The sequence below is a fragment of the Mycobacterium sp. SMC-21 genome (genome assembly GCF_045310825.1).
Lineage (GTDB): Bacteria > Actinomycetota > Actinomycetes > Mycobacteriales > Mycobacteriaceae > Mycobacterium.
Genome location: NZ_JBJIAO010000001.1, coordinates 41,240 through 59,264, shown reverse-complemented (window position 1 = coordinate 59,264; position 18,025 = coordinate 41,240). Strand labels below are relative to the sequence as shown.

General features: G+C 66.6%; 19 protein-coding genes, 2 tRNA genes and 1 pseudogene. 13 read left to right on the top strand and 9 right to left on the bottom strand.

Annotated features, from left to right (window positions below; all coding sequences use genetic code 11):
- Positions 1 to 4: 4 nt before the first annotated feature.
- The 4 genes and pseudogenes from ACJH6H_RS00295 to ACJH6H_RS00280 all read right to left on the bottom strand — a co-directional run bounded on the left by ACJH6H_RS00295 (position 5) and on the right by ACJH6H_RS00280 (position 3,833).
- The gene (locus ACJH6H_RS00295; RefSeq protein ID WP_406774001.1) at positions 5 to 1,246 is read right to left on the bottom strand and encodes a DUF222 domain-containing protein; all 1,242 of its coding nucleotides are present in this window, start codon (positions 1,244 to 1,246) and stop codon (positions 5 to 7) included.
- Positions 1,247 to 1,351: 105 nt separating this feature from the next.
- A complete protein-coding gene (locus ACJH6H_RS00290) occupies positions 1,352 to 2,341 on the bottom strand; it encodes an IS481 family transposase (protein ID WP_406774000.1) in 990 nt (329 codons plus the stop codon).
- A 148-nt stretch (positions 2,342 to 2,489) separates the two neighbouring features.
- Positions 2,490 to 3,279 (bottom strand): annotated as a pseudogene (locus ACJH6H_RS00285) (MBL fold metallo-hydrolase).
- Complete coding sequence (locus ACJH6H_RS00280) at positions 3,276 to 3,833, bottom strand: ester cyclase (RefSeq protein WP_029104767.1); 558 nt, start codon at positions 3,831 to 3,833, stop codon at positions 3,276 to 3,278. The pseudogene ACJH6H_RS00285 and the gene ACJH6H_RS00280 overlap by 4 nt, the downstream one beginning before the upstream one ends.
- A 101-nt stretch (positions 3,834 to 3,934) precedes the next feature.
- Here ACJH6H_RS00280 and ACJH6H_RS00275 point away from each other — a divergent pair, with 101 nt between their 5' ends.
- The 3 genes from ACJH6H_RS00275 to ACJH6H_RS00265 are packed head-to-tail and all read left to right on the top strand — an operon-like array spanning position 3,935 to position 6,624.
- Positions 3,935 to 4,618: a TetR/AcrR family transcriptional regulator C-terminal domain-containing protein gene (locus ACJH6H_RS00275; RefSeq protein ID WP_318983949.1), complete on the top strand. Its 684-nt coding sequence runs from the start codon at positions 3,935 to 3,937 to the stop codon at positions 4,616 to 4,618.
- Positions 4,619 to 4,625: 7 nt separating this feature from the next.
- Positions 4,626 to 5,963 carry a wax ester/triacylglycerol synthase family O-acyltransferase gene (locus tag ACJH6H_RS00270; RefSeq protein WP_318983950.1) on the top strand — a complete coding sequence of 446 codons (1,338 nt, stop codon included), beginning with the start codon at positions 4,626 to 4,628 and terminating at the stop codon, positions 5,961 to 5,963.
- A 22-nt stretch (positions 5,964 to 5,985) separates the two neighbouring features.
- Complete coding sequence (locus ACJH6H_RS00265) at positions 5,986 to 6,624, top strand: TetR/AcrR family transcriptional regulator (protein ID WP_318983951.1); 639 nt, start codon at positions 5,986 to 5,988, stop codon at positions 6,622 to 6,624.
- Here the strand turns inward: ACJH6H_RS00265 and ACJH6H_RS00260 are convergent.
- Positions 6,575 to 7,777, bottom strand: a complete 1,203-nt coding sequence (locus ACJH6H_RS00260) for an adenylate/guanylate cyclase domain-containing protein (protein ID WP_318983952.1) — start codon at positions 7,775 to 7,777, stop codon at positions 6,575 to 6,577. The two genes, ACJH6H_RS00265 and ACJH6H_RS00260, sit on opposite strands and share 50 nt — an antisense overlap.
- A gap of 107 nt (positions 7,778 to 7,884) precedes the next feature.
- Here ACJH6H_RS00260 and ACJH6H_RS00255 point away from each other — a divergent pair, with 107 nt between their 5' ends.
- The 3 genes from ACJH6H_RS00255 (at position 7,885) to ACJH6H_RS00245 (ending at position 10,581) form a co-directional block, all read left to right on the top strand.
- Complete coding sequence (locus ACJH6H_RS00255; RefSeq protein WP_318983953.1) at positions 7,885 to 9,162, top strand: saccharopine dehydrogenase NADP-binding domain-containing protein; 1,278 nt, start codon at positions 7,885 to 7,887, stop codon at positions 9,160 to 9,162.
- An 11-nt stretch (positions 9,163 to 9,173) separates the two neighbouring features.
- Entirely contained in the window at positions 9,174 to 9,854 is a 681-nt protein-coding gene (locus ACJH6H_RS00250; RefSeq protein ID WP_318983954.1) for a transporter, read from the top strand.
- Positions 9,855 to 9,942: 88 nt separating this feature from the next.
- On the top strand, positions 9,943 to 10,581 hold the full coding sequence (locus ACJH6H_RS00245) for a TetR/AcrR family transcriptional regulator (RefSeq protein ID WP_212807447.1): 639 nt from the start codon (positions 9,943 to 9,945) through the stop codon (positions 10,579 to 10,581).
- A gap of 1 nt (position 10,582) precedes the next feature.
- On the opposite strand, the gene ACJH6H_RS00240 is transcribed toward ACJH6H_RS00245, so the two are convergent.
- Positions 10,583 to 11,209, bottom strand: a complete 627-nt coding sequence (locus ACJH6H_RS00240) for a TetR/AcrR family transcriptional regulator (protein ID WP_212807448.1) — start codon at positions 11,207 to 11,209, stop codon at positions 10,583 to 10,585.
- 94 nt (positions 11,210 to 11,303) lie between these two features.
- Here ACJH6H_RS00240 and ACJH6H_RS00235 point away from each other — a divergent pair, with 94 nt between their 5' ends.
- Together ACJH6H_RS00235 and ACJH6H_RS00230 are read left to right on the top strand one after the other, a co-directional pair.
- Complete coding sequence (locus ACJH6H_RS00235) at positions 11,304 to 12,884, top strand: alcohol dehydrogenase catalytic domain-containing protein (RefSeq protein ID WP_406773999.1); 1,581 nt, start codon at positions 11,304 to 11,306, stop codon at positions 12,882 to 12,884.
- Positions 12,885 to 12,893: 9 nt separating this feature from the next.
- Positions 12,894 to 13,172, top strand: a complete 279-nt coding sequence (locus ACJH6H_RS00230) for a hypothetical protein (RefSeq protein WP_406773998.1) — start codon at positions 12,894 to 12,896, stop codon at positions 13,170 to 13,172.
- A gap of 63 nt (positions 13,173 to 13,235) precedes the next feature.
- Here ACJH6H_RS00230 and ACJH6H_RS00225 read toward each other — a convergent pair.
- Together ACJH6H_RS00225 and ACJH6H_RS00220 are read right to left on the bottom strand one after the other, a co-directional pair.
- Positions 13,236 to 13,311: transfer RNA gene (locus tag ACJH6H_RS00225), tRNA-Arg, on the bottom strand.
- 23 nt (positions 13,312 to 13,334) lie between these two features.
- Positions 13,335 to 13,426: transfer RNA gene (locus ACJH6H_RS00220), tRNA-Ser, on the bottom strand.
- A 127-nt stretch (positions 13,427 to 13,553) separates the two neighbouring features.
- Here ACJH6H_RS00220 and ACJH6H_RS00215 point away from each other — a divergent pair.
- Positions 13,554 to 14,612 (top strand): pyridoxal phosphate-dependent aminotransferase, encoded by a 1,059-nt coding sequence (locus tag ACJH6H_RS00215; RefSeq protein WP_406773997.1) that lies wholly within the window; start codon positions 13,554 to 13,556, stop codon positions 14,610 to 14,612.
- Here ACJH6H_RS00215 and ACJH6H_RS00210 read toward each other — a convergent pair.
- The gene (locus tag ACJH6H_RS00210) at positions 14,590 to 15,144 is read right to left on the bottom strand and encodes a TIGR03086 family metal-binding protein (protein ID WP_406773996.1); all 555 of its coding nucleotides are present in this window, start codon (positions 15,142 to 15,144) and stop codon (positions 14,590 to 14,592) included. The two genes, ACJH6H_RS00215 and ACJH6H_RS00210, sit on opposite strands and share 23 nt — an antisense overlap.
- 43 nt (positions 15,145 to 15,187) lie before the next feature.
- On the opposite strand from ACJH6H_RS00210, the gene ACJH6H_RS00205 reads away from it, so the two are divergent.
- From ACJH6H_RS00205 to ACJH6H_RS00190, 4 genes are all read left to right on the top strand, one after another.
- The gene (locus ACJH6H_RS00205; protein ID WP_064859386.1) at positions 15,188 to 16,018 is read left to right on the top strand and encodes a crotonase/enoyl-CoA hydratase family protein; all 831 of its coding nucleotides are present in this window, start codon (positions 15,188 to 15,190) and stop codon (positions 16,016 to 16,018) included.
- 6 nt (positions 16,019 to 16,024) lie between these two features.
- Positions 16,025 to 16,927, top strand: coding sequence for an undecaprenyl-diphosphate phosphatase (locus ACJH6H_RS00200; RefSeq protein ID WP_406774125.1), 903 nt, complete (start codon positions 16,025 to 16,027; stop codon positions 16,925 to 16,927).
- A 113-nt stretch (positions 16,928 to 17,040) separates the two neighbouring features.
- Entirely contained in the window at positions 17,041 to 17,664 is a 624-nt protein-coding gene (locus ACJH6H_RS00195) for a hypothetical protein (protein WP_131808771.1), read from the top strand.
- A 30-nt stretch (positions 17,665 to 17,694) separates the two neighbouring features.
- The gene (locus ACJH6H_RS00190; RefSeq protein ID WP_064859389.1) at positions 17,695 to 18,006 is read left to right on the top strand and encodes a hypothetical protein; all 312 of its coding nucleotides are present in this window, start codon (positions 17,695 to 17,697) and stop codon (positions 18,004 to 18,006) included.
- Positions 18,007 to 18,025 lie beyond the last annotated feature (19 nt).

The window sequence follows — 18,025 nt, the reverse complement described above, 5'->3', positions numbered from 1 at the left end:
GGTGTTATGCGGCCGCGTGGTCGAGGCGCATGGTGCGGCGGTTGTATGCGGGGATGGGTTTTCGGTGTGGGTCGACGGTCTCTGGTGGGATGAGCCAGGGATGTTTGTCCAGTCCCATGACCACATCCCAGCCGTCGTGGTGGACGTTGGCGTGGCAGGCCGGGCACAGCAGACACCCGTTGGCTAGTGATGTCTCACCGTGGTGGGTCCAGTGGATGATGTGGTGGGCGTGGGTGCGTCCGGGTGGTGCGCCGCATTTGATGCAGCACTGATCCCGCAGATACAGCGCTTTGCGCAGGTGCGCCGGGAACAGCCGCTTCTCGCGCCCCATGTCCAGGGGTACGTGTTCGCCGTCGACGATCATGGTGGTGACGGTGGTGTCGCAGGTGAGTCGTTCCAGGGTCATGGTGCTGATCGATCCGATGAATTCCAGCGTGGCCAGGTCTGGCGTGTCGGCGGGCACGGTGATCAGCAGTTGGGTGCGCGGCGCTGAGGCGACGTCCCCGCCGCGGGCGGCGATGTCCAGCACCGCTTCCAGGGCATCCGCCCGCCGCCTGCCCGCCGTGCGGGTGTCGGGGCTGCCGTCGGGTTCGGGCCGCGGCGCTGATCCTTGTTCGATCGCCGCGATGTATTTGGCCCCGACTTCGGCGTCCAGGTCTGCGCGGATCTGCACCCGCCCGTCGCTGGTGATGCGGTGGTCGGCGGTGTTGATCGACCGGTCCTCGGCGGCCGGCAACCCACCTTCAGCGGCGGCGACCCGGTTGCCCAACCGGCGGGCGCGTTTGTCGATGTCGGCGGGGGTGGCGCCGGAGAAGAACTGTCCCAACAGATCGGTCACCTGCGCGAACCGGGTCTCCTCGTCTACCTCACCGGGTGCGCGGGCTTGGATGTGGTTGATGCCTTTGACGATCGCATCGACATGCTCCCCGGAGATCGCACCGTCGGCGGCATGCGCCGCGAGCGTGGGCAACACCGACAAGGCTCCCGATACCCGGATAAAGCGCTCGGCCACCGATGGCGCACACCCCAACGCCATCAACAACTCCCGCGGCGACCGCCCCTGCGATGACGCCACCCCGCAGCGATCCAGCACTCCTGTCAGCATCGCCGCCAGATGATCGAGCACATTGCGCAGCTTCACCACGTACGTCAGCGCCTCCAGGGCGTCGCCCGCGGGCATGTCGTCGGGGACGTCCACGCCACGCAGATGATCGAGAAGAGCATTGAGATCCGGTGAGATTCCCATAACACATCGTATCGAACATACGTTCGAAAGGCAACGGATATATCGCTCCGAACTTTCCGGCATGCCAGAGGGCGAGCCGCGAAGTGGCGGCTAGGTAACTGCGCGCTAGGTGTACTGACCTGAGAGGTTAGGCACGCGACTGGCGGGTGGGTGGCCTCCGAGTGCGGTGTGGCCGCGGTGGTGATTGTAGGTGTGGAGCCAGCGTGGGTATTCGGCGCAGCGCTCGGCGTCGTTGGTATAGAGGCGTACGTAGGCCCATTCGTCGGCCAGGGTGCGGTGGAATCGTTCTACTTTGCCGTTGGTCTGGGGTCGATAGGGCTTGGTGCGGCGGTGCACTTTATCCCCGAGCGCATCACGGAAGGCGTGCGATCGATAGCAAGAGCCATTGTCGGTCAATACGTTTCGGACCGTGATCCCACATTGGTGGAACCAATTGTTGGCGCGGATCCAGAATGCGGCCGCGGTCTCTTTGCGTTCATCGGCGAGTATCTCGCTGTAGACCAATCGAGAGTGGCCGTCTATGGCTGTGTGCAGAAAGTGATAGCCGCGCAGCGGTTGTCGGGATTTGTTGAAGACGCCGCTGCTCTTGTCTTGGTTGGAGTTGTGGCCGCCTTTGGTGCGGCCAAGCATCCGCCAGCCGCCTCCGGCAGGGATTTTGCCGAGCTTCTTGACATCGACATGAACCAGATCGCCGGCCGCTGCGGACTCGATGCGGCGTACGACCCGGCCAGTAGGGCGGTCCAACCAACGCAGTCGGGCGATGCCGTAACGGGTCAGCACCCGATGCACAGTCGAGGGGTGAATGCCCAGCAGGTAACCGATTTGGGCTGGGCCCCAGCGACGGGTCACCCGAACCTTGATGATCCGGCGTTCGGTCCGGGTCGGTGTCTGGTTGGGGCTGCGGTGGGGTCGAGAGCTGCGGTCAACCATGCCGGCCGGTCCCAGTTCGCGATATCGGCAGGCCCAACGCCGGGCGGTCGTGACGGCGACCTGGAACCGCTCAGCAGCCCGGCGTAGCGACCAGCCTTCATCGACCACACAACGGGCCAGGCGCAGACGACCGGTTTCTGACAGCGGGGCATTACGGTGGGACACGAAGACCTCCGAGAGAGTTGGTGCGTTCCTAGACAGCTCGCACTTCACTCGGAGGTCTTCTTCATGTCACCACGCCACGCCGTACCTAACGTCCATGGTCAGTACAGCTAGGCGAGAGAGCAAGCGCCGATCGCGACGCCCAACCGGCCTAGCTGCCGACCGCTTCCCGCAGCAGCTGCGGATCATGGGCGTTGACGAGGGACAGATCAGGTTCACCCAAAGCCCAAAGTTCGCTCAGCCGTTCATGATTGGCCTGCACGCGCTTCCAATCGAAGGCCACTGAGCGCTCCATCAGCCGCAGCGCCAACGGCGCGGTGCCACTGCCGTCAAGCTGGCCACGATGATAGAAACTGTCGCCGGCGTGCAGGATCCAGCGGTCCCCCGCGTCGACGGCCACCGCGGCGTGCCCGCGTATGCCCGGGCAGGCTGATCAAGACGATGCCGTCGGCGATCTCGGCCAATTCTTTGGCGCCGGGGAAGCCGCGCCACGACTCCGAGGCCGCGGGCGAGTGCTCGACCAGGATCGGGCCGTGCGCGTGACCGGCCGGCAGGTACCGCTGCTTCTCCACGAGCGTCTTCGGATGCAGTGCTGCGAATGCCTCGGCATCGGTGAGATGCACCTGCGCCCAAGGGAAGTCAGCGAGACCTCCCACGTGGTCGGCATCGAAGTGGGTCACGACGATGTGCCGCACGTCGCTGGGCTCGAAGCCGAGCCGGCGGACCTGGTGGACCGCGGCTTCCCGAGGATCGAACACCGGGCGGACGTAGAAGCGCGCGGGACCGAAACGACTGCCCGGCGACTCGGCATCCCGCAGCCCCAACCCGGAGTCGACGAGCACGAGACCACCCGGTGTCTCCACGAGCAGCACGTGGCAGACCAATCCGTCGGGCACGAAATGCGGGTGCATGGTGCCGCAGTTGAGGTGGTGGACCCTCATGTCAGGTCTGCCGGGGCCGTCTCGATGAGCCGGGCATCGGGTTGGCTGGACATGGCCAGCAGCCCCCGCAGTCCGCGGATGACGGTGGGCCAGTTTCGCGGATCACGCAGATTCAGGCCTCCCACAAGTTGTTTCAGCATCGTCAGCGTGTCGAAGTAGATGCGTTCGGCGACCAGGTTCTCGTTCTCGTCGAACACGAAATAGGCGGTCATCCGGGTGCGGTGCCGCGAGCCCGTCGCCGGGATGCCACCGAGCGGGCCGAGATGCGTTCCGAGGAGCCAGAATTCGACGATCACAGCATCGGCGCTGTGTCGCAGCGCGATGATCTCGTGGTCCTGATCGGGAAACGCGACGCGGGTGTCGTGGTAGTAGCCGCGCACATCGGCGTCACCGTCGTGGACGGTGAGCGTCGGGATGATCTCGTAGTGCGGATGCGGGAACGTGGCCAGCACGTCGTCCCAGTCCTGTCGGACCTCGTCGTGGAAGTGGTCGAGGACGAGCTTTTCGCGGGCCTGCAACACCTCGACGGAAGGGATGGCGAAGCGGTGCGTCATGGCGTCCTCCTCGAACTGCAAACTATTTCCACACCGTGGGATTAGTCTGACGATAATCCCACGGTGTGGAAATTTGCAAGGGTCTGGGCCAGAATGAGGCCATGAACGCGTCCACCCCGACTCCCCGCCGCGGGCGGCCGCCAAAGGCGCTGGCACAGCTGACGCGATCGACGATTCGGGAAGCAGCGCTGACCGTCATCGACCAGGACGGCATCGCCGCGGTCAGCATGCGGTCCGTCAGCCGCCTGCTCGGCGTCGACGCCAAGAGCCTCTACCACCATGTCGCCGACAAGGACGATCTGCTGGACGCCGTCGCCGAACATCTGCTCGGGCAGCTGCGACCACCGGCGCCCACCGGCGAGTTGCGGACCGACCTGCGGGCCCTCGCCTACGAGTTCCGGCGCGTGACCCTCGCCCACCCGGAGGCCGCGACGCTCGTGCTGACCCGGCAGATGTCGACGCTCGCCGGACTCGCGCCCGTCGAGGCTCTCCTGTCGATCCTGCATCGGGCCGGCGCCGGCCCCGAGCTCGCCGTGCGACTCACTCGTGTCCTGGTGGCCGCCGTCGTCGGGATGCTGCTGCGTGAGGTGTCCGCCGGCCCCACCTTCGGCAGCGGAAAGTCCGCCGACATCGCCGCCCGGCAGGCCGAACTGGAAGATTCCGCGCTCCCGGAAGTGGTTGCGTGCGCACCATTTCTCGCCCGGTTCGACCGGGACCGGGAATTCGCGTCGGGCGTGGACTTGCTCGCGGATTTCGCCGCATTCCAGCTGGTGAGCCTGACATAGTGCTGCCATGCGGTTGCTGAGCGCTGTCGACACGATGTTCTACCGGATGGAGTCCGACCGGACGCCCATGCACATCGGCGCCCTGCTGACGTTCCGGCTGCCCGACGGCGCCGGGCCGGACTACGTCCGCACCCTGTACAACGCATTCGCCGAACTGTCGTTCCTGCCGTTCCCGTTCGACAGCGCCGTCGTCGATGGCCTGCTGCCCGAGTGGCGCGAGGTGCGCCCAGACCCGGAGTACCACGTCCGGCTGTCAGCGCTGCCGTATCCCGGGAGCGAGGCCGATCTGGGCACCCTGGTCGCCCGGCTGCACGCGCACCCGCTCGACATGCGCCGGCCACTGTGGGAAGCGCACTTCATCGAGGGCCTGTCCGACGGTCGCTTCGCCATGTACTTCAAGGCCCACCACTGTGCGGTGGACGGCATGGGCGCGATCAACACCATCAAGAAGTGGTTGAGCACCGAGCCCGACCGCTATGTGCCGCTGTCCGAGGCCGGGCCCAAGGCCGAGGTGCCCGACCGGAACCGGGTCGCGTCGGTCGCCTACGAGCTGTGGAACCGGACGACGGACGGCGTCGCGGGTTCTGCCGAGTTGGTGAAGAGCCTGGTCGGCATGATCGGCGGCGACAACAGCCACGTCGGCGCCACGCTGGGCACGCCGCGCGCGCCGTTCAACGCCACCCTCACGCCGCAGCGCCGGCTCGCCGTCGAGGTGCTCGAACTGGGCCGCCTCAAAGCCATCGCCAAGGCCACCGAGACAACCGTCAACGACGTGACGCTCGCCGTGTGTGGCGCGGCGCTGCGCCGCTACCTCGACGAGCAGGGCGAGTTGCCCGAGCAGACGCTGACCGCCTCGGTGCCGGTGGGCTGGGAGCGCGACGAGGACACCTTGAATGCGGCCGCGGGCTTCGTCTGCCCTTTGGCGACAACAGAATCGGACCCGTTGCAGCGGCTGGCGGTGATCAACGCCTCGACGACGCGCGGTAAGAAGGAACTGCTCGCGATGTCACCGAACGCCCTGAACCACTACACGTTGATGGGGTTGCTGCCCCTGACGATCGGCCAGAAAACCGGTGCGCTGACCAAGATTCCGCCGTTGTTCAACCTCACGGTGTCCAACGTGGTCCTGACCAGAGAACCGCTGTACCTCGGTGGCGCGCAGCTGGAATTGATCGCTCCGGTCTCTTTCCTGTGCGACGGCTACGGACTGAACATCACCCTGGTCGGCTACACCGACAAGGTCATCCTCGGCTTCGTCGGCTGCCGAGACACCATGCCGCACCTGCAGCGCCTGGCGGTCTATTCACGCGAGGCGCTCGACGAATTGGAGCGGGCCGCCGCATAGGCCGCTGGTAGAATCTCGATTCGTGATCGAGTCTTCGTCGGTGAGCCAGCCGGCTGTTCGCACCGCGGTGCAGCGCCGCGGCATCGAACGCACCCAGGCGATCCTCGATTCCGCCGAGACGATCCTCGCCGAACAAGGTTATGCCGCAGCAACTCTCAAGGCGATCGGCGAGCATGCCGGCATCCCGACGGCATCGCTCTACCACTACTTCGCGGACCGGGGGCAGGTCGAGGCCGAGCTCGTGCGGCGCCACATCCCGGTCATCGACGAGCGCTTCGCGGCATCGCTGTACGGCAACAAGATCCGGACGCTGCGCGACGGCGTCGACGCGATGATCGACCCGCTGCTCGCCTACTTCCGGGAGAATCCCGGATTCGTGCAGCTGTGGTTCGCGGGCCGCAGCGCGACACTGTCCGAGCTGGGTGGGTTGTTCGACGAATCCTGGGCAGACAAGCTGTGGCACTTCCTCATCGAGCACGAACTCATCACCGCAGCGACCCCGTTGTTCGCCGTCCAGTTGATGTTCGAGGTCGGTGATCGGCTCTTCGACGTGGCGTTCCAGCGCTCCCCCAAGGGCGATGACGCCACCATGGACGAGGGTCGGCGCATGCTCACCGCGTACCTGACGACATTCGCCCCATCAGGTACCAGGTCCGCATGACCCCCTTCCCCTTGACCTCGACGGCACCCCGCTCCTCCAGCACGAATGCGTCCTTGAGCCGCTCATAGACGTTGTGCGGCACCTGGATTCGACCCTCGACATCGGTGGTTTCCATGCGGGCGGCGACGTTGACCGCGTCGCCCCACACGTCGTAGAAGAACTTGCGTGCGCCCACCACACCCGCGACCACCGGTCCGGCCGCCAGTCCGATGCGCAGTGGCACCCGCCGCCCGTTGGGGTCCGTCAGCTCGGCCACCGCGCCGACCATGTCGAGAGCCAGATCGGCCAGCGCCTCCAGATGGTCGGGCCGCGGCTCGGGAACCCCGCTGACGATCATGTAGGAGTCGCCGCTCGTCTTGATCTTCTCCAGGCCATGGCGGTCCACCAGGGTGTCGAGGTCGGTGTAGAGGCCATCGAGGAACCGGACCAACTCGGTCGGCGTGGTATCGCTTGCGCGCTGGGTGAATCCGGCGATGTCGGCGAACAGCACCGAGGCGTCGTCGTAGCGGTCGGCGATGACGTCCCGGTGCGGATCCTTCAGTCGCTGCGCGACCTTCGCCGGCAGGATATTGGCCAGCAGCGACTCGGACCGTTCGTATTCGGCGGCCAAAGCGGTTTCCGCACGGTCTATTTCGCGCATCGCGTACCAGATGGTCGCAACCACCAGCACCCATGACGAGATCACCGAGATGAGGAATCCGACGGTCGTGACCCACTGCGGTTGCACCCCGGTGTCCATCGGCACGAGGTACTGCAGCGCGATGATGAGGCCCGCGCCCACCGCCGCCACCACCGATGCCACCACGATGTGCTCGATGCCGAGGACCAGCACCACGAGCGAGGCGGCGACCAGGAAGTACAACTGCTGGCCGGACCCCCGTCCCACATAGGCGGTCACGAGAGTGGTCAGGAAGTACGCGATGGCGATGAAGGTCAGCGGCGCGATGAGATCCCCGAACCGGTACAACCGGGGGATCACGAGGTAGACCGGGGCGCACAGAACGGCGAGGGCGCCGATCCAGACGCCCGCCTCACCGGCGAACATCGACAGCGTCCCGAGGAAGGCGGCGACGACGGAGCCGATCCTGGCGGCCACCGTGAGGACACGTCGGCGGCGCGCCAGACTCTCGGCGGACGCAGCCCTCGGCGACATGATCGGCAGCCTAGCGCCGAAAGCGCACGTCACGAGGGGCATTGACAGTGCATCCACGCGAAACCTAAACTCGATCTCGATTCGATATTGGTTTCTATCGATGCGAGATGACCCCTCAGAAGGAGAAGATCATGGCCAACACCCGACGGCGGGTCGTCTTCATCGGCGCGGCCGGTGAGATGTGTCGCCTGGCCATCGAACGGTTCGCGGTCGCCGCAGGCGATTGGGAACTCGCGCTCTACGACATCCGGCCGGAATTGCTCGAGCCACTGATCAAGAAGCTGCCGAGTGGGCTGGCGACAGCAGCCCGGCTCGACCTGTACGACCGCGAAGGCCTGCACACCGCCATCGACGGCGCGGCACTCGTCGTGCTCGGCGCCGGCCCGTACAACCGCACCGCCGGTCCGGTGATGGAAGCCTGTCTGGCAGCCGGGGTGCCGTACCTCGATTTCGACGATGACATCGAAAGCACCTTGCACGCACTGACTCTGGGCGACGCGGCCAAGGCCGCGGGGGTTCCGATGTACATCGGCTGCGGCGCCTCGCCCGGCATCACTAATGTGCTGGCCGCCGACGCCGCCGCCGAACTGGACACCGTCGAGAACATCGACGTCTACTGGGTGGTCGGCGACGAGCGCGGTTCGATCGGTCGCGCGGTACTCGACCACATGCTGCGCGTCGCCGCAGGCCCCTGCATGACATGGGAGAACGGCGGACCGGTCATGCACCAATCGTGGCTGGAGACCCGCTGGACGGACCTGGGCGGCGGGCTGGGCCTGACGCTCGTGCACGAAACGGCCCATCCGGAACCGGTGACGCTGCCGCGGAAATACCCGGACGCCAAGAACATTCGCTGCTTCGGCGGCCTGGATCCGGCGCCCTACAACGGCCTGGTCCGGGGCGTCGGCCTGGCCGTCCAGAAGGGCCAGATGCCCGTCGAGAAGGCCATCGACTTCATGGAATCGCTGCTCACCGGCGGCGTGGGCAGCGTCGCAGGCTGGCGCCACGGCCTGTCGGGAATGTGGGACCTGGTGCACACCGGTGAGTCGACGCGCCTCGAGCTGCTCACGTTCCTCGCCAAAGCCGCAGCGGGCCATACCTTCCCGTACAAATCGGGACTGAAGGTGGAGGTGACCGGACTCAAGGACGGCATCCCCACCGTCGCCAGCCGTCGTACGCCGGTCGCGGGCCCCGGCACGTATCTGTTCACCGACATGGCGGCCGCCACGGGCACCGCCTGCGCGGCGTTCATGGTGGTGGCGCTCGAATCCGGCAGCCGTGCCGGCGTTTTCACGCCCGAGGAATGGGCCGAACCGGCACTGTTCTACTCCGCGCTGGAGCGGGTCGGCACGCCGACCGCCGAGCTTCCCGTCGGCGCGCACTAGAGGGGCTGGTCATGGATCTGAAGACCGCGCTGTACGCGCTCGCCGACATCTTCATGATCGTCGCCGGTTTCACCTACGGCTTCAAGTTCATTCGCAACTACCAGAATTACCTACTGGGCCTCGAGTGGATCATCGTCGCGTCGTCGGGCACCAATTTCCTGGTGTACGGATTGGTCGGCGCCAATGAGAGCAGCCCGATGTACCACGCGGCATTCTTCCTCGATGCCTTCTCCCGGTCAGTCGGCATCACCGTGATCCTGGTTCTCGGCCTCATGAAGGTCACGCACGGGTACAAGCCGTCGATTGCCGTCGACATCGGTGTTTTCGGGCTCGCGATCATCGGTGGGTTGGTGATGTCGTTGTTCGCCGAGGACCTCGGCGTCGCCGGGGCCATCTTCTACGTGGTCATGAATGTCCTGACGACGCTGTTCCTGTTCTATTTCGCCTGGCGACTGTGGCAGGTCGGCGCACACGGCAACGCGATAACCGTTGCCGCCGTGACCATTGCGGCGGCCGCGATCGCCGGAATCTACGACTTCTACCGCATCCCCGGCGACGATCAGCACCACACGATCTTCTACATCCTGGCGCTGACCACCTGGGCCGCTCAGATGACGGTGTACTACTACGGTTATCGCACCCTGGACCGCCATACCGCGCACGCACGAACCGAAACGGCGCTCGTCGCATAGCCTTTCCCGAGACCGTTTGGCATCCGGCACCGTGCCCACGCGATACTCGGAAGCACGTCGACGACACGAGTGGTTAAGCTCTCGAACAATGCCCAGTACATCGCCTTCCAGCGCCGGCCGGTCCCGTCCGGCAGCAGTTCAACGCCGCGGCGTGGAGCGCACACAGGCGCTCCTCGACGCGGCCGAAACGCTGCTCAGCGAGCAGGGCTACGCGGCCGCCACGCTCAAAGCTGTCGGCGAGCTGGCCGGCATCCCGACCGCGTCCGTCTACCACTACTTCGCGGACCGTCATCAGCTCGAAGCCGAACTCGTGCAACGGCATATCGCCGCGATCGACGACATCCTGACGGCTGCGCTCGAACGCAGCCGCGCCCGCACCCTGCGCGGCGCCATCAACGTGCTGATCGACACCATGGTCGACTACTTCCGTGAGCACCGCAGCCTGATCGCGCTGTGGTTCGTCGAACGCACGTCTGCCGTCGGTGAATCCGCCCGCGCCGCCGACGAAGCGTGGGCCGAACAGTTCTGGCGGTACCTCATCGAGCGCGAGCTGTTGCATCCGGACACACCGGTCCTGGTCGTGCTGCTGACCTTCGAAGCCGGCAACCGACTTCTCGACGTCGCCTTCCGGCAGTCGCCGACCGGCGACGAGGTCGTCATCGACGAAGTGCGACGGATGAGTACCGCCTATCTGGAGACCTACGCCCCCACGAAGCGGGCGCGCTGAGTCAGCCCGCCGCGGCCGCGATGGCGTCGCTGAGCATGCGCGCGCACAGCGCGATGTAGTCCGCGCGGGAAATGACGACGTCGCCGGCAGCGAGCGCGACCGCGGCGTCCACCTGGCCGCCGACGAGTACCCGTGTCGCCATGGCCAGACGGCCGGTCGTCCGGTCGTCCATGGGGCCGACGACGGCGGCCACCTGCTCGGTCACGAACGCGACGTACTGATCGGTCGCCACCCTCTTCCGCGCCGCGACGGCCGCGACGCCGGCGGATTCGGCGTACAACCGCGCCCTGGGTACATCGCTGATGATGACGTCGTAGAACACGGCCAACGCGGCGCTCGCCCGCTCGACGATGTCGGGCCCGCAGGCGTCCACGGCCGCCAGCGTCTGCGTGAAAACGTCCCGCATCACGTCGTCGAACAGGGCGGCGAGCAGCTCGTCACGGTTCGCGAAATGCTCGTAGAAGTACCGCTGGCTGAGCCGCGCCCGCCGGCAGACGGTGTTCATCCGCAACCCGGCGACGCCCACCTCCGCGACTTCGTCCAGGCCCGCCGCGATCAGGCGATTCCGGCGGTCCTGCACGCGCTGATCGGCGTTCACACCACGGAAAGGCCGCGTCACGGTCGTCATATCTCAATCTTGACACAGCTCTGTTCCAGGAACACTATTGTTCCTACTTCGGCCCGATCGGCCGCCATCCACAGCACGCCAAGAAAGGCCGCCGATGAACCTCACCGACCGATTCCAGGATCTGATCGACCGCGGCGTCGCCCCGACGCTCGACCAGCTCGACGCGCTGTACGACGACGCGTCCGCCGTCGGCGTCGACGACGTGCTCGGCGAATGGGCGGGCGGCGTGTTCGGCCTGGGCCACCCCGCCGAAGCGCAGCTGGAGGCGATCAAATGGGCCGGCAAGTCCTTCGGCGCCGCCGATGACGTCGCACCGATTGTCTGCTTCGACGACGCGGGACGCCGTTTCGTGAACCCCATCTTCGGCGGCGCGAGCCTGCGGCTGACGGACTACCGCGGCAGCGCAACCGCCACGATGACCTACCACGACCTGCCGATGGCGGATCATTTCCGGAAGATCTCCGACACCATCCTCATCGGGGCGATGGAAGCGCCGGGGCAGAGCCGGGCCGGCTACTTCTACCTGACCCGGATGGACACCACCGAGCGGCCGCGCGATCCCGAGTTCGTCTCGTGCGAACCGGCCCGCACCGCGGACGCCGCTGTCCTGCGCGCACCGGGCCAACCGTTCGAAGTCACCCAGGTCGAGCTCGAAAGTCCGCGCCCCGACGAGGTTCTCGTGCGTATCGAGGCGGTCGGCATCTGTCACAGCGACCTCGTGATCGCCGGAATGGCGCAGCCCCAACAACTTCCGATGGTTCTCGGCCATGAAGGCGCGGGCGTCATCGAGGCCGTCGGGGCCGATGTGACGGACCTCCAGCCCGGCGATCACGTCGTGCTCAGCTACGCGTGGTGCGGGGAATGCACCAATTGCAGACGCGACCGGATGGCGTACTGCTCGCGCTCCAACATGCTCAACCTCACCGGCGCCCGGCTCGACGGCAGCGGTGGCATGCGGATCGGCACCACGCCGGTGCATGCCCGCTTCTGCGGCCAATCCTCTTTCGCCACATACGCTCTCGCCGTCGCTCACACCGTGGTACGCGTCCCGAAGGACGTGCCGTTCGACGTACTCGCTCCCCTCGGTTGCGGCGTCCAGACCGGTGCGGGCACGGTACTGAACGCGCTGCGCCCCGAGCCGGGTTCATCGATCGCGGTGTTCGCCGCGGGCTCGGTGGGGCTGTCGGCCATCATGGCCGCGAAGGTGGCCGGCTGCGAACGGATCATCGCCGTGGATCCCAAACCGCAACGGCGGGAGCTTGCGGTGTCGTTGGGCGCCACCGACGCCGTCGATCCCGCCTACGCCAGAAGCGCCGTCCGTTCCGGCGTCGACTACGCCGTCGACTGCATCGGCAAACCGGAATCCGCGCGCGCCGCAATCGCCAGCCTGGCGTCGCCCGGCGTCTGCGCCGTCGTCGGCCTGCAGGGCCTGAGCACCCCGATCCAGGTCGACCTCGCGAAGCTCGTCGGCAAGGGTCAGACCCTCTGCGGTGTCGTCGAAGGCCAGGCGGTGCCACGCCGCTTCATCCCGACGCTCATCGACCTGTACCGCAGCGGTGCGCTACCCGTCGACCGCTTGATCACCACGTTCGGGCTCGACGAGATCAACGACGCCATCGCGGCGACGCAACGCGGAGATGTCGTCAAAGCCGTGCTGCTGCCCGCGGGCCGGTAGTAGCGACACGTGTCTGGACAGAGCCCGATTGAGCGCATTCACGCGTGCGTCGCCGCCATGATCGAGACGCCGTCCGACGAACTCGTCGCGCCGCTGCGCGAGGCCATCGCGCACGGTTGCCGATCCGGCTGCGTCTCATCTCGCGATCCAGATGGCGACGCGCAGGCCATATTTCATCTCGTCCTAGGCGTGCTCGTCACGCACACCACCATCGGCCGGCCTGCGTCCCGCAAGGAACTCGAAATGGCGGTCATGGGGACAATCAGGGGCGCCCTCAGGGTGCGCTGACGAGACCGCACTCACCCGCCAACGACAACAGGCCAGAAGCGTGAGCTTCTGGCCTGTTGTTTGTGGTGCGCCCGAAGGGATTCGAACCCCTAACCTTCTGATCCGTAGTCAGATGCTCTATCCGTTGAGCTACGGGCGCATGGGTACAACTATTCAGTTATGTGGCGGAGGCGAGAGGATTTGAACCTCCGGTCCCCTGTAAGGGGGACAACTCATTAGCAGTGAGTCCCATTCGGCCGCTCTGGCACGCCTCCTGAACGATCCGAGGGTACCGGACTCTTGCACCCCGGAACCGCCGAGGGCATACGGTACACAGTCAAGGCCGTCAATGGCAAAGCGCGACGCCAGGGCCACATTCGCCAGACACCTAGACTGTCCCGGGTGACCGCCCGTCTGCGCCCCGAAATGGACGCCCTGCCTGCCTACACCCCCGGCCGCACAGTGCCCGGCGCCATCAAGATCGCCAGCAACGAGACGGTCGACGGACCGCTCCCCAGCGTCCGGGAAGCCATCGTCAAAGCGATGGACAACATCAACCGCTATCCGGACAACGGCTACGCCGCGCTGCGTGAACGGCTGGCGGCCCATGTCGGGTTCGCGCCCAACCAGATTTCGGTCGGCTGCGGGTCGGTGAGCCTGTGTCAGCAGCTCATCCAGATCACCGCCTCGGTCGGCGATGAGGTGCTGTTCGCGTGGCGCAGCTTCGAGATCTACCCACTGCAGGTCCGTACCGCCGGTGCGACGCCCGTGCCCGTCCCGCTGGCGGATCACACGCATGATCTGGACGCCATGCTGGCCGCGATCACCGACCGCACGCGACTGATCTTCGTCTGCAACCCCAACAACCCCACCTCGACGGTCGTCGACCCGGTGAAACTGGCCGAGTTCGTCGCCAAGGTCCCTCCGCACATTCTCGTCGTTCTTGACGAGGCCTACGTGGAGTACATCCGGGACGGCCTGCTGCCGGACAGCCTGGCGCTGGTGCGCAAGCACCCGAATGTCGTCGTCCTGCGCACCTTCTCCAAGGCGTACGGGCTGGCCGGACTGCGCATCGGCTACGCCGTCGCCCACGAGGACATCGTCACGGCCCTGGGCAAGGTGTACGTGCCGTTCACGGCGACCAGCGTCAGCCAGGCCGCGGCCATCGCCTGTCTGGACGCCGCCGACGAACTGCTGGCCCGCACCGACGCCGTCGTGGCCGAACGGGCCCGGGTCAGCACCGCGCTACGCGACGCCGGCTTCGAACTGCCCGATTCACAGGCCAACTTCGTCTGGCTGCCCTTGAGCCCCGAAGACACCGTCGACTTCGTCGACTCCGCCGCCGACAACAAGCTGCTGGTGCGGCCCTACGGCGGCGAGGGCGTGCGCGTCACCGTCACAGTGCCGGACGAGAACGATCTGTTCCTGGACCTCGCCGTCAGGTGGCGCGGCGGCCGGTGAAGCCGATCAGCTGATCCAGTGCACTCGCGTCGGCCGGTACCTCGACGGGATCGTCGAACCCGACGGCCGCGCGCGCCGCGGGGCTGATCGCCGCTCGGGTCAACCCCAGCACGTACTCGGCCAGGTCGTCCGGGGCGTCCACTTCGCGGCCGACGGCGGTGGCGTAGTCCCAGGCATGGACCAGGAATTCGAGCGGCAGGATGCCGGCGATCATGGCGGCGGGCATCTCACCCGGCCCCGCCGCGACGGTGCCCTCCAGCCCCCTGCTGCGCCACGCCGCCAGTGCGGGCCGCGCCGCAGCGCTCACCTGGTCGATGATCGGGGCGCTGGCGTCCCGCTCGGGCAGCTGCGCGCCGGCGATCCCGCCGATGACGGTGATCGAGTTCATCAAGTGATCGGTGAGCGCCGCCACATCGAACTCGGTGCACGGTGTCTGCCGTGTCGCATCGTCAGGCCCGAGACCGGCCAACACCTGCTCGAGCACGTCCAGACTGGCCTCACCGGCCTCGATCACATCGGACGGAATCGTCATGGACGAGACGCTACGCCCAGGTTGACCGGCTAGCCTGCCGATCATGGCTGAAACCCCGGGAAGCTTCGAATCGCTTTCTATCGAGACCAAGGACCACGTCGCACAGGTGACACTGCTCGGCCCCGGCAAGGGCAACGCCATGGGCCCGGCCTTCTGGGCCGAACTGCCCGTGGCATTCGCCGCCCTGGACGCCGACCCCGACGTGCGGGCCATCGTGCTCACCGGGTCGGGCAACAACTTCAGCTACGGACTGGACCTGCCCGCCATGGGCGGCCTGCTGGCACCGCTGCTGGCCGGTGGGCTGGCCAAGGAACGCGCCGACTTCCACACCGCGCTGCGGGCCATGCAACAGGCCATCACCGCCGTCGCCGACTGCCGGACCCCCACCATCGCCTCCATCCAGGGCTGGTGCATCGGCGGCGGCGTCGATTTGATCTCGGCGGTCGACATCCGCTACGCGAGCGCCGACGCCAAGTTCTCGGTGCGTGAGGTCAAGCTCGCCATCGTCGCCGACGTGGGTTCACTGGCCCGGTTGCCGCTGATCCTCAACGACGGACATCTGCGCGAATTGGCTTTGACCGGCAAGGACTTCGACGCTGCCCGCGCCGAGAAGATCGGCCTGGTCAACGACGTCTACGCCGACGCCGACGCGTCGCTGGCCGCCGCGCACGAGACCGCCCGCGAGATCGCCGCCAACCCGCCGCTGACGGTGCGCGGTGTCAAGGATGTGCTGGATGAGCAACGCACGGAACGGGTTTCGGCCAGCCTGCGGTACGTGGCGGCGTGGAACTCGGCGTTCATCGCGTCGAAGGACCTGAGCGAAGGCATCACCGCGATGTTCGAGAAGCGCGCGCCGGAATTCAAGGGCGAGTAGGGACCGATCACCTTGAGCCTCAACTACATCGAAGCGATTGTGGTCGGCGCGTTCCAGGGTGTCACCGAACTGTTCCCGGTCTCGAGCCTGGGCCACTCGATCCTGGTGCCGGCCCTCGTCGGCGGTCAATGGGCCCAGGACCTGAGCATGACGGCCGAGAAGTCGCCGTACCTCGCGTTCCTGGTCGCCGTGCACGTCGCGACGGCCGTGGCGCTGCTGGTGTTCTTCTGGCGGGACTGGGTGGCGGTCGCCGGTGGTTTGGTGTCGTCGATCAAGAACCGGAAGATCACCACCTCCGCCGAGCGACTGGCGTGGCTGCTGATCCTGGCCACCATCCCCGTCGGTATCGCCGGGCTGGCTCTGGACCACGCGCTGCGCACGTCGCTGGGCAAGCCGATCCCCGCCGCGGCGTTCCTGGCGATCAACGGCGTCGTTCTCTTTGTGGGCGAACGGCTTCGGCACCGCACGGCCTCGGCCGTGCCCGCCGCCGAACATTCGGAAGGCCTCAACGACTCCGACGAACGGTTGGCCCGGCTCCCGATCCCGGAGGCCATGGGCATCGGCGCGGCTCAGATTCTGGCGCTGCTACCCGGCATCAGCCGGTCGGGCGCCACCATGGTCGCCGGCGTGCTGCGCGGTTTGTCGCATGAGGACGCCGCACGGTTCTCGTTCCTCTTGGCGACGCCGGTGATCCTGGCCGCGGGGGCGCTGAAGATTCCGGAGCTGTTCGGACCGGCCGGCGACGGCATCGGCGGCCAGGTGCTGGCCGGCAGCGCGGCCGCTTTCGTCGCGGCGTATCTGTCGGTGCGGTTCCTGGTGAAGTACTTCGAGACCCGCACGCTGACACCATTCGCGATCTACTGCGTGGTGGCCGGACTGGGCAGTTTGGCCTGGCTGACGCTGCACTGAGCGCGGTCGCGTTCCCCACCTGAAGACGAGTTGCCCTGGGCTGTAACCCGGCTGCCTATCTGTCAGTGGCAGCCAGCCCATGGCAACTCGTCTCGAGGGGAAAGAGAACCGCAGTGCCCCAACTCAATCGCGCGTGCGTCGTCACTATCGTGGTCGCGGGAACCGCATTTCTCGGCGCCTGCTCCAGGGTCGACGCCGCTAAGCCGACGTCCACCCTCGATCCCACCACCCCGCCTGCGCCCGCGAAGCTGACGAGCGCGGACTTCATGGCCGTGTGTCAGGGCGCAACACAATCACGCGCCGCCAGCTACCGCCCGGATACCAAGTCCCACAAGACGATTCTCTTCACTCCGCTGGGCCACGACCTTGTCGAGGACACCAGCACGTTGCCGTCCGACTGGACGGTGCAATTCGATGCGGACCGCAACACCTATGCCGCCATCGACACCGTGGTCTGCGTGGAAACCAAAACCGAGCAATCCGTCAAGGAATGCACCGGCTACCAGGACAACGGGCGCCCGACCGCCAACAAGGTCGACCTTCGGACCACCGTCTACGCCGTCTCGGTCCGGGCGGCCGCGACCGGGACAGAGCTCGGCAGCACCGAGTTGTCCGATTCGGACACCACCTGCCCGATGTTCATGTCTTTCGATGACGACACGCAGACCAAGACGTACAACGTGCCGCCGCCCAAAGACGACCTGATCGCCTTCGCGAAGCCCTTCGTCCAGCCCTGAATTCTCCTGCAGCACAATCGGAGTACTCGCATGCCCAAAATCAGCCGGGCGGCCGTCGGCGCTGCCGTGGGTGCCCTCATCGCGGCGGCGACAGCGGTGGCCGGGCCGGCCGAGGCCATAGGTGGTCCCGGTGGCTTCGGCAACGCACAAGGCACCATCAATGCGCTTCAGTTGCAAGGGTTCACCGTGCTGCTCAATGGCGCCGCGGTCTATCCCCTATCCGGATGCAAGGTCCTCGGCATCGAGGGGCTGCGCAACGACAACGTCGATTCCGCGGGCGCCATTATCGACCGGACGAAGATGACCGTTGCGTGGGTGGACATCTCGTGTAAGGGCGGCTAGGAGCGTGGGTCGGTAACGG

What these genes read in the sequence shown, in the direction of transcription:
- ACJH6H_RS00295 (WP_406774001.1), bottom strand. Translation starts at nt 1,246, where the DNA reads ATGGGAATCTCACCGGATCTCAATGCTCTTCTCGATCATCTGCGTGGC.
- ACJH6H_RS00280 (WP_029104767.1), bottom strand. Translation starts at nt 3,833, where the DNA reads ATGACGCACCGCTTCGCCATCCCTTCCGTCGAGGTGTTGCAGGCCCGC.
- ACJH6H_RS00275 (WP_318983949.1), top strand. Translation starts at nt 3,935, where the DNA reads ATGAACGCGTCCACCCCGACTCCCCGCCGCGGGCGGCCGCCAAAGGCG.
- ACJH6H_RS00270 (WP_318983950.1), top strand. Translation starts at nt 4,626, where the DNA reads ATGCGGTTGCTGAGCGCTGTCGACACGATGTTCTACCGGATGGAGTCC.
- ACJH6H_RS00260 (WP_318983952.1), bottom strand. Translation starts at nt 7,777, where the DNA reads ATGTCGCCGAGGGCTGCGTCCGCCGAGAGTCTGGCGCGCCGCCGACGT.
- ACJH6H_RS00255 (WP_318983953.1), top strand. Translation starts at nt 7,885, where the DNA reads ATGACCCCTCAGAAGGAGAAGATCATGGCCAACACCCGACGGCGGGTC.
- ACJH6H_RS00250 (WP_318983954.1), top strand. Translation starts at nt 9,174, where the DNA reads ATGGATCTGAAGACCGCGCTGTACGCGCTCGCCGACATCTTCATGATC.
- ACJH6H_RS00245 (WP_212807447.1), top strand. Translation starts at nt 9,943, where the DNA reads ATGCCCAGTACATCGCCTTCCAGCGCCGGCCGGTCCCGTCCGGCAGCA.
- ACJH6H_RS00240 (WP_212807448.1), bottom strand. Translation starts at nt 11,209, where the DNA reads ATGACGACCGTGACGCGGCCTTTCCGTGGTGTGAACGCCGATCAGCGC.
- ACJH6H_RS00235 (WP_406773999.1), top strand. Translation starts at nt 11,304, where the DNA reads ATGAACCTCACCGACCGATTCCAGGATCTGATCGACCGCGGCGTCGCC.
- ACJH6H_RS00210 (WP_406773996.1), bottom strand. Translation starts at nt 15,144, where the DNA reads ATGACGATTCCGTCCGATGTGATCGAGGCCGGTGAGGCCAGTCTGGAC.
- ACJH6H_RS00205 (WP_064859386.1), top strand. Translation starts at nt 15,188, where the DNA reads ATGGCTGAAACCCCGGGAAGCTTCGAATCGCTTTCTATCGAGACCAAG.
- ACJH6H_RS00190 (WP_064859389.1), top strand. Translation starts at nt 17,695, where the DNA reads ATGCCCAAAATCAGCCGGGCGGCCGTCGGCGCTGCCGTGGGTGCCCTC.